Raw genomic sequence first — 8,868 nt, 5'->3', positions numbered from 1 at the left:
ACTCCAAACTGCTCCACAGGACCTTGCTGTTGTGCGAACCAGTGAACCTAGTGTCGCACACCGTTTTGCGTGTCCCCAGCGAGTTTCCGCCGCTGCCACTCGGTGACTGCGGGGGCCCTCGTCAGCTGGGGTGACGTCGCTGGAGCAGCGTATCAGAGGATGAGCGGTGCTCTGAAAACGATCAGAAGCGCAGGCCGTCGGCGGACGGAGGGGTGCCGCGCACCACGCCGGCCCGCGCCGGCGTGGTGGCGGTCAGTACCGGGCGACCGGGCCGCCGACCGAGGTGGTGAACACGGTCTTGCCGTCCTGGCTGCCGGTCACCAGGAAGCCGGCCCATCCGTCCCGCTGCTCGGGCAGGGGGGTCGCCTCGACCCAGCAGGGGGACGCGAACTCGACGTAGCGGTGGAACTCCGTGGACATCTGCACCGGTGTCAGGGTGGCGGCCGGGCCGAGCAGGGCGCAGGAGGCCTGGCGGGCCGCCTCCAGCAGGACCATGCCCGGGATGTGGTCGCCGGCGTGGTCGAACATGACCGGGTGCCGGGTGTCGGGGGCGAGCAACCAGCGCTGGGGCCGGTCGGTGGGGGCGAGCACCACTTCGCCGGGGCGGGTGCGGCCGACCTCGGCCGGGTCCATCCGGACCGGGTGCTCCTCGGGTTCCGTTCGGGGCGGTACGGACAGCGCGTCGCCGCGCAGCCGGCGGTAGGTCTCCGGCGTGAGACAGGTGAAGCTGGCGTTGCCGGTCGCGGTGGCACGCCCGTCGCGCCGGATCGTCACCTCCACACGCCTCCTGACCGTCACGGCGTTCCTGCGCCCTTCGGTGGCGATCGCGACCTCCACGGTGAAGTCGCTGGGCGTGGCCCCGATGAGGAGCTGGTCCGGCATGACCGTCCAGTTGAGGTCCCACATCACGAAGTGCTGGCCGAGGAGGACTCCGAGTTCGGCGTGGGCCAGGCACAGCCCGGCCTGACGGATGGTCTCGGCCACCTGAAGCGGGTCGTGCCGCAGACCGTTCGGGCTGTTGAAGTAGGTGTGCGCCCGGGGCCACTGCCCGGTGAGCGCGAAGTGCGTCTCGTCGATACGGGTGCAGCCGGTGAGGAAGACCTCGGCCACGGAGGCCCGGTGGACGTACTCACGGGGAACCGTCGTCGTCAGTCGCGGAAGAGCGTCGAGTCGCAGCCCGGGAAGGGGCCCCGCCGTTGGGTCGGTGTGGTGCTCTGGCTCGTGGACCGTCAGCACGCTCATGAACCTCTCCCCCCAAGGAGGCGAATGGATGTGCCAAAGATACGTACTCACCGGTTTTGTTTTCAAGGCCGGTGCGGGCTTCAATTGTCCTGAACGATGCGCTAGTTGGGCGCGAACTGCCTTCGTGGGCGAAATGATCCGCCGTAGAAACCGTCTGCCTGGTTTATGTCTGACCTTTGACGCCCTCGGTGGTGGCGACGACCGGCCCGCCTCAGTCCGTACCGGCTCCGGCCGCTGCCGAGCCCCGCCGTACGTCGGAATCGGGGAGTCCGCATTCGTGAGTGCCGCGGTGACACGTGCGCGACCTGTGAGGATTCGGTGCGCGGCACTCGTAGGGGACCGTTCGGTCTCTTACGGCTCCTTCGAGGCCCGTATAAGGTACGTGCTGGATGGTTTTTTTGTGGGCCGTCTCAGGCATGTCCTCGATCCGAGGGGAGGTCCCGTGGCACAGCAGGAGCGAGCGATCCGAACCCGCGCTGCGATTCTGCAGGCGGCGGCGGAGGTGTTCGCCGAGCGGGGGTACGCGGCCACGACGGTCGCCGACATCCTCAAGGTCGCCGGGGTCACCAAGGGCGCGCTGTACTTCCACTTCGACTCGAAGAAGGCTCTGGCCAAGGGAGTTCTGGGGGTGCAGACGTCGCTGGACGTGCCCGCCCAGAACTTCAAGCTCCAGGAGATGGTGGACACCGCCATGGTGGTGGCCCACCGGCTGACGCACGACCCTGTGCTGCGCGCCGGGGCCAAGCTCTCCGAGGACCGGGACGGGCGCAGCCAGTACGGCAGCGCCTGGCCGGCCTGGATCGAGCTGCTCACGCGCTACCTGGTCGAGGCGCAGCAGCGCAACGAGGTCCTCGCGCACGTGGTGCCGCGGGAGACGGCGGAGTTCGTGCTGACGGCGTTCCACGGTGCCCAGACCTACTCCCACCTGGAGAAGAACCTGACGGACATCGAGTACCGGGTCTCCGTGCTCTTCCGGCACATGCTCCCCTCGATCGCGGCGCCGGCGGTTCTGGCGAACCTGGACACGGCTCCCGACCGGGGGGCCCGCGTGTACGCGCAGATGCAGAGCGAGAGCGAGGAGCTCCCCGCGCTGCGGGCCGGCTGACCCGGCCGCTTCACCAGGCGGTGGCCCCGCCGTCCACGGGCAGGGTCGCGCCGGTGACGAACGAGGCGGCGTCGCTGCACAGCCAGGCGGCGGCCTCGGCCACCTCCTCGGGGTCGGCGGCGCGGCCCTGGGGTGCCGAGGTGAGGCTGCGTTCCCTGGCCCCGGGATGGCGGGCGAACCAGCCGTCGGTCATCTCCGACCGCGTCAGGCCGGGGGCGATGACGTTGACCCGGATGCCGTCTTTCACGTACTCGACCGCCGCCGCCTTCGTCAGGCCGATGACGGCGTGCTTGGAGGCGATGTAGGCGGCTCCCGCCGATGTGGCGACCAGCCCTGCCGTGCTGCTGGTGTTGACGATGGAGCCGCCGCCGGAGGAGATCAGCGCGCCGATCTCGTGCCGCATGCAGTTCCACACCCCGCGCACATTGGTGTTCATGACCTCGTCGTACGCCTCGTCCTCGATCAGGTGCAGGGGGCGCGGTGGCACCGCCGTGCCGGCGTTGTTGAAGGCGGCGTCCAGGCGGCCGTAGGTGGTCGTCGTGTGCGCGACGGCGTCGGCGATCTCCGCCGAGTTCTGCACGTCCGCCACCGCGTAGGAGACCTCTCCGCCGGTGGCGCGGATCGCGTCCGCGAGGTCCGCCAGCTTCTTCTCCCTGCGGGCGACCAGCACCACGCGGGCTCCCCGCCCGGCGAACAGGCGGGCCGCCGCCTGGCCGATCCCGCTGCTTGCGCCCGTGATGAGGACGACTTTCCCCTCGAGCGAGGCTGTCTGTCCGGATGTGTTCGGAGCAGGTCTCACCGAAGCCTGCGCAGGTGTCATCAACGATCCCCCGTCTTCATGCCCTGGCTGACCCGGGCAAGGTAACCAGGCTCCCGGGTGAAGAAGACAGGCTGGTCAGTTTTTTTGTTACAAAAAACCCACAACTCACGGCGCTCGAAGGCGTCGACCGCCGCCCGAAGGGGCGGTCGGCGGTGCGCGCGGGGCGGGGCGGCCGCTGGGCGTCATGAAAAAACCTGGACACTGGTATGTTTGTGAGGCTGTGCTCCACACTCCGTCGAGGGCATCGTCATGCAGGTCTTCCACACTCCCGCACCGATCCGCGCCGTCGTCGAACTCGGCGTCGGTGACGTGCGGATCACCGCGGGCGACCGCACCGACACCACCGTCGACGTCCTTCCCGCCGACCGTGCCGACTTCCGTGACCTGGTGACCGCGGCCGAGGCCGTCGTCACCTGCGACGGCGAGGAGCTGCTGGTGTCGGTCCCGCGGGCGGGCGACCTGCCTCGCGGCGGCGGCTCCGTGTCCGTCGCCATCGAGGTTCCGGCGGGTTCCGCCGTGCACGGCAGCGCCCTCGCCGCGGACTTCCACGGCACCGGCCGGCTGGGGGAGTGCCGGATCGTCGTCGACTGCGGCCACGTCCGGCTCGACCGGACGGGGCCGCTGCATCTCGACTCCCTGCTCGGCAACGTCACCGTGGGGCGGGTGGCCGGCGACGTCGAGGCCGTCGCCGAGAGCGGCGACGTGCGCATCGATTCCGTCGAGGGCCGGACGCGGCTGACGCGGACTCAGGGAGCCACCCACCTCGGTGAGGTCGCCGGTGACGTGCTCGTGTCGGTGGGCAGCGGGGACGTGTGCATCGGACGGGCGCACGCCGCGGTCGAGGTCCGGGTCGGACAGGGTGACATCGGTGTCGGCGAGGCCGTGCGGGGACCGCTGGCGCTGGAGGCCGAGCACGGGACGATGGAGATCGGCATCGCCGACGAGGCCGTCGAGGTGCGCGCGCGTACCGGCGCCGGCGACATCGTTATCCGCCGGGCGGAGTTCGGCGGATAACGAGGAACCGTGGTGCTGAGACAGCGCCGCAGCTGCGGCAGAAGAGAAGGCGGGCAAAAGGAAAAGGGCGGATGAAATCCGCCCTGACCTGCTGCGACGCAGTGCTGCTGGTGCCCCCAACGGGATTCGAACCCGTGCTACCGCCTTGAAAGGGCGGCGTCCTAGGCCGCTAGACGATGAGGGCTATCGGCCCGCCTGGGCGCCTTGCGGCGCGTCGGGGACGTGAGAAGCATATGGGATGCGGAGAGCTATCGCCAAAACGGTTTACGAGCCCGAGGGGGAGGGCGACGGCCTGCCGGGCGTGGCGGAGCCGGACGGGGAGGGGGCCGCTCCGGGGCGGTTCTCCTTGGGCAGGTGCCGGGTGACCTCGGCCGTCGTCTCGCCCAGACCGCCCAGTTTGATCGAGTCCCAGGCCTGCAGGCGGCGGGAGTCGCGGTCGAAGTAGAGGACCGAGGCCTCGACGGGCGCGGGGTACTTGTGCTCCAGGGCGCGCAGGCCGCTGCCGCCGGTGGAGCCCTCCATGCGCAGCCGGGTGCCGTACTTCAGGATCTCGTCCCCCTCGTGGTGCAGGTGGCCGCAGAGGACGAGCGGCACCGTGCCGTCGACCCCGCGGGCCGCGGAGGGCTCGTGGATCATGGCGACGTCGACCGGGGTGCCGGCCGCCTTCTGGTCGTTGAGGGCCGCGGCCAGCTGCGCCCCCGCCAGCTCCTCGGACTGGTCGGCGCCCGTCACCGTGGAGCGGTCGGGGGTGAACTGCGGGTCGCCGAGGCCCGCGAAGCGCAGGCCGGCGACCGTCTCGGCGCGGCCCTCGTCGAGGACGTGGACGTTCTTCATGCGCTCCAGGTAGCGCTGGGTGACGTGCGAGTCGTGGTTGCCGCGGACCCAGACGTACGGCGCTCCCAGGCTCGCGATCGGGTCCAGGAAGCCGTTCTCGGCCGCCGTTCCGTGGTCCATGGTGTCGCCGGTGTCGACGATGACGTCCACCTTGTACTGGGCCACCAGCGAGGCGATGATCTTCCAGCTCGCCGGGTTGAGGTGGATGTCGGAGACGTGCAGGACCCGGATGGTGGTCGGGTCCGGCTGGTAGGCGGGGAGGGTGGAGGTGACGTCGTACAGCTTGGTCACGTTCGTCACCAGGCGGGCCAGTTCCTTCTGGTAGACGTCGAACTCGGTGACGATGTTGCGGGCGTTGCCGACGAGCGAGGGGGCCGAGGAGAGCAGGCCCGAGTACTTCGGTTCGAGGACGGCGTCCTTGTTCCAGGTCGCGTACGCGGACGCGCCGGAGGCCATCAGCAAGGCGAGGGCGGTGCCGCCGGCGGCGAGCGCCCGCCGGGGGCGTCGGTAGACGGCGAGGCCCAGGGCGGTGGCGCCGGCGACCACCGCGACGCAGGAGCGCAGGGCCAGGTCGAGGGTGCCGTGCTCGACGTCGTGCACGACCTCGTCCTGGAGGCCGGAGAGCCGCTCGGGGTGGTCGACCAGGGCCTGGGCGCGGGTGGGGTCGAGCTGGTCGACGTTGACGTCCAGCCGGACGGGCGCGTGATGGGTGTTCAGCTCCAGGGCGCCGAGCGGCGAGACGTTGATCTTCGTGCCGCCGGACAGGGACGGCCGCAGGGTCATCGTCGTGTTCATCGGCCCGACCGGCACCCGTACGTTGCCGACGATCAGCAGTCCCAGCCAGGCGCCGAGCAGCACGACGGCGACGAGTCCGAGGGCGCGGACCCAGGGACTCGGCTGCTGGACCAGTTCGAGGGCGGGGGCAGGGGCGGGGCGACGGGTGCGGCGGTGGCGGCGGGTCAGGATCTGCGGGGACTTTCGTACGCGGTTCACGGCGGTCACGGCTATGGCGGGGACGCGGGCCATTGGTCCCGTATGCCCAAGTCCGGACGTGGATATGCGGGGCCGCGTGCGCAGTTCGCGGGGGCGCGGAGTTCGCGGGGGTGCGGCTTCAGCCCCAGCCCAGTTCGTGAAGGCGCGCGTCGTCGATCCCGAAGTGGTGCGCGATCTCGTGGATCACGGTCACGGCGACCTCGTGCACCACGTCCTCCCGTGTCGCGCAGTGCCGCAGCGTCGGACCCATGTAGATCGAGATGCGGTCGGGCAGGACCCCCGCGTACCACTCGCCGCGGTCGGTGAGCGGGGTTCCCTCGTACAGGCCCAGGAGGTCGGGGTCGTCGGCTGGAGGTTCGTCCTCGACGAACACGGCGACGTTGTCCATGACCCTGGTCAGTTCGGGCGGGATCCGGTCCAGGGCCTGGCTGACGAGTTCCTCGAACGATTCGCGTGTCATCTCCAGCACAGGGCCATTGTCAGGGACGGGGCGCCCGTGGCGGAGCAGGGCGGCTCAGGCGGGCAGGTTCAGTTGCCAGGAGACGCCGAAGCGGTCGTTGACCCAGGTGAACTTCCGGCTGAAGCCGTAGTCGCCCGGCGGCATGAGTTCGCCGCCGCCCTCGGAGAGCGCCGCGTGCAGGCGGTCGAGCTCGGCCTCGTCGTCGCACTGCACGAACAGGGAGACCGCGGGCGTGAAGGTGAAGTCGTGGTGGGCGGGGCTGTCGATGCACATGAACTGCGTGCCCGCGAGGGAGAAGGTGGCGTGCTGGACGCTTCCCTCCTTGCCGGGGCCGTCGGCGCCGTACCGGGTGAGGGCGACGATCTCGGCGTCGTCGAAGAGCGAGACGTAGAAGTTCATCGCGTCCTCCGCGTCGCCCTCGAACATCAGGAACGTGGTGATCTTCTGTGCGGCCGCGATCTGCATGTGACGTGCTCCTTGGGCGCCGTTTCGGACGGTCGGTGCGGGGCCACGGTAGCGCCGCGCCCGGCGGGGCGCGTGTCCTGACGCGTACGGCGGGAGTTGGGCACGGCGACGTCTTTCCCGCCTGAGAGGTGGCTTCCCGTGCGCCCCATGTACGTACCCGTCCGTCTGGCCGCCACCCTCATGGCCGTCGCCACCGCCGCCGGCTGCATGAGCGTGGGTGAGGACGCGGGCGGCGACGGCGCGCGGCCCTCGCACTCGGCGGGACGGCACGGCGGCGAGGCGCCCGACGGGGGCACGGCGCTCTCCGGCGGCGGCTGGGGGCTGGGAGCCGCGGCCGACGGCAAGCACCCGGGCAGGAAGGGCAAGGGCAAGGACGGCGGGGAGTCCGCCTCCCCCTCGGCCTCGCCGTCCGCCGGTGCGTCCGCCTCCGCGCCCGCGCGGGGCGGGGCGGGCAAGACGGACCAGCCCGGCGCTCCCACGCCGACGCGGGCGACGCCCACGCCCACGCACACCGATCCGCAGCCGCCCACGCCGACCGAGCAGCCCACGTCCTCCGCCCCGGAACCGCCGCCGTCGGCCGAGCCGTCCTCGTCGGCGCACCCGGACGCGGGGCCGCAGATGGTGCAGCGGGAGCCGGCGCCGACGGCCGGGTCACCGGTGCAGGAGCGCCGCGACGGGGCGGCCCGCGGGGCGGGAGTGTGATCTCGCCTACGTCCGTGGGGTTCGGTTTGCCCCGGGGGTGCATGGGTGCGTATGGTGGTAGATCGTTTGATCCCATTGCCCGGCGCCATTGCAGAGAGCGCCGTGTGGCGCGTTCTCTCCCTTGCCGTGGCTGACCGCATAGAGGCGGTCGTATTGCGAATCACGGAGTTGACGGGCGCGTGCCGACGAGACTCCGGAAGGTTTCGCATACGCATGTCCATTTCCAGTACTGATCACGTCGTCGTGCCCGAGAACGAGGGCACCGAGGACGCCGTCGAGGTCACCTTCGCGGACCTCGGCCTCCCCGAGGGCGTCGTGCGCAAGCTCGCCCAGAACGGCGTGACCACCCCCTTCCCGATCCAGGCCGCGACCATCCCGGACGCCCTGGCCGGCAAGGACATCCTCGGCCGTGGCCGCACCGGCTCCGGCAAGACCCTCTCCTTCGGTCTGCCGACCATGACGCGTCTCGCCGGCGGCCGCACCGAGAAGCACAAGCCGCGCGCCGTCATCCTCACCCCGACCCGTGAGCTCGCGATGCAGGTCGCGGACGCCCTCCAGCCCTACGGCGACGTCCTCGGCCTGAAGATGAAGGTCGTCTGCGGCGGTACGTCGATGGGCAACCAGATCTACGCCCTGGAGCGCGGCGTCGACATCCTCGTCGCCACCCCGGGCCGCCTGCGCGACATCATCAACCGTGGCGCCTGCTCCCTGGAGAACGTCGAGGTCGCCGTCCTCGACGAGGCCGACCAGATGTCCGACCTGGGCTTCCTGCCCGAGGTCACCGAGCTCCTCGACCAGATCCCGGCCGGCGGCCAGCGGATGCTGTTCTCGGCCACGATGGAGAACGAGATCTCCACCCTGGTCAAGCGCTACCTGAGCAACCCGGTCACGCACGAGGTCGACAGCGCCCAGGGCAACGTCACGACCATGTCGCACCACATCCTGATCGTGAAGCCCAAGGACAAGGCGCCGGTCACCGCGGCCATCGCCTCCCGCAAGGGCCGCACCATCATCTTCGTCCGCACCCAGCTGGGCGCGGACCGCATCGCCGAGCAGCTGCGCGACGCCGGTGTGAAGGCCGACGCGCTGCACGGCGGCATGACCCAGGGCGCGCGCACCCGCACGCTGGCCGACTTCAAGGACGGGTACGTCAACGCGCTCGTCGCGACCGACGTCGCCGCCCGCGGCATCCACGTCGACGGCATCGACCTCGTCCTGAACGTCGACCCCGCC

The 8,868-nt window shown here is 70.7% G+C and carries 9 protein-coding genes and 1 tRNA gene; 4 read left to right on the top strand and 6 right to left on the bottom strand.

Going from position 1 to position 8,868, the window contains the following annotated elements; all coding sequences use genetic code 11:
- Nucleotides 1–252: 252 nt before the first annotated feature.
- The gene (locus M8J74_RS38050; protein WP_249840804.1) at nt 253–1,242 is read right to left on the bottom strand and encodes a ScbA/BarX family gamma-butyrolactone biosynthesis protein; all 990 of its coding nucleotides are present in this window, start codon (nt 1,240–1,242) and stop codon (nt 253–255) included.
- Nucleotides 1,243–1,684: 442 nt separating this feature from the next.
- On the opposite strand from M8J74_RS38050, the gene M8J74_RS38045 reads away from it, so the two are divergent.
- Nucleotides 1,685–2,347 carry a ScbR family autoregulator-binding transcription factor gene (locus M8J74_RS38045; protein WP_058924459.1) on the top strand — a complete coding sequence of 221 codons (663 nt, stop codon included), beginning with the start codon at nt 1,685–1,687 and terminating at the stop codon, nt 2,345–2,347.
- Between the two features lie 10 nt (nt 2,348–2,357).
- Here M8J74_RS38045 and M8J74_RS38040 read toward each other — a convergent pair whose 3' ends face one another.
- A complete protein-coding gene (locus M8J74_RS38040) occupies nt 2,358–3,167 on the bottom strand; it encodes an SDR family NAD(P)-dependent oxidoreductase (protein ID WP_249840803.1) in 810 nt (269 codons plus the stop codon).
- A gap of 249 nt (nt 3,168–3,416) precedes the next feature.
- On the opposite strand from M8J74_RS38040, the gene M8J74_RS38035 reads away from it, so the two are divergent.
- Nucleotides 3,417–4,181, top strand: a complete 765-nt coding sequence (locus M8J74_RS38035) for a DUF4097 family beta strand repeat-containing protein (protein WP_249840802.1) — start codon at nt 3,417–3,419, stop codon at nt 4,179–4,181.
- 108 nt (nt 4,182–4,289) lie between these two features.
- Here the strand turns inward: M8J74_RS38035 and M8J74_RS38030 are convergent.
- The 4 genes from M8J74_RS38030 to M8J74_RS38015 all read right to left on the bottom strand — a co-directional run bounded on the left by M8J74_RS38030 (nt 4,290) and on the right by M8J74_RS38015 (nt 6,933).
- Nucleotides 4,290–4,365 (bottom strand) — tRNA-Glu (locus tag M8J74_RS38030).
- Nucleotides 4,366–4,445: 80 nt separating this feature from the next.
- The gene (locus M8J74_RS38025; protein ID WP_249840801.1) at nt 4,446–6,041 is read right to left on the bottom strand and encodes a metallophosphoesterase family protein; all 1,596 of its coding nucleotides are present in this window, start codon (nt 6,039–6,041) and stop codon (nt 4,446–4,448) included.
- A gap of 85 nt (nt 6,042–6,126) precedes the next feature.
- Entirely contained in the window at nt 6,127–6,477 is a 351-nt protein-coding gene (locus tag M8J74_RS38020) for a metallopeptidase family protein (RefSeq protein WP_058924463.1), read from the bottom strand.
- A 45-nt stretch (nt 6,478–6,522) separates the two neighbouring features.
- A complete protein-coding gene (locus tag M8J74_RS38015; protein ID WP_249840800.1) occupies nt 6,523–6,933 on the bottom strand; it encodes a VOC family protein in 411 nt (136 codons plus the stop codon).
- A gap of 138 nt (nt 6,934–7,071) precedes the next feature.
- On the opposite strand from M8J74_RS38015, the gene M8J74_RS38010 reads away from it, so the two are divergent.
- Together M8J74_RS38010 and M8J74_RS38005 are read left to right on the top strand one after the other, a co-directional pair.
- The gene (locus tag M8J74_RS38010; protein ID WP_249840799.1) at nt 7,072–7,635 is read left to right on the top strand and encodes a hypothetical protein; all 564 of its coding nucleotides are present in this window, start codon (nt 7,072–7,074) and stop codon (nt 7,633–7,635) included.
- 213 nt (nt 7,636–7,848) lie between these two features.
- Nucleotides 7,849–8,868 (top strand): DEAD/DEAH box helicase (locus tag M8J74_RS38005; protein WP_249840798.1); only part of this gene is annotated, 1,020 nt, incomplete at its 3' end.

It is taken from the genome of Streptomyces panaciradicis (genome assembly GCF_023516615.1).
Taxonomy (GTDB): Bacteria; Actinomycetota; Actinomycetes; order Streptomycetales; family Streptomycetaceae; genus Streptomyces; species Streptomyces panaciradicis.
Note: the sequence above shows the minus strand (reverse complement) of the source record. Positions and strands in the feature narration are given on the sequence as shown.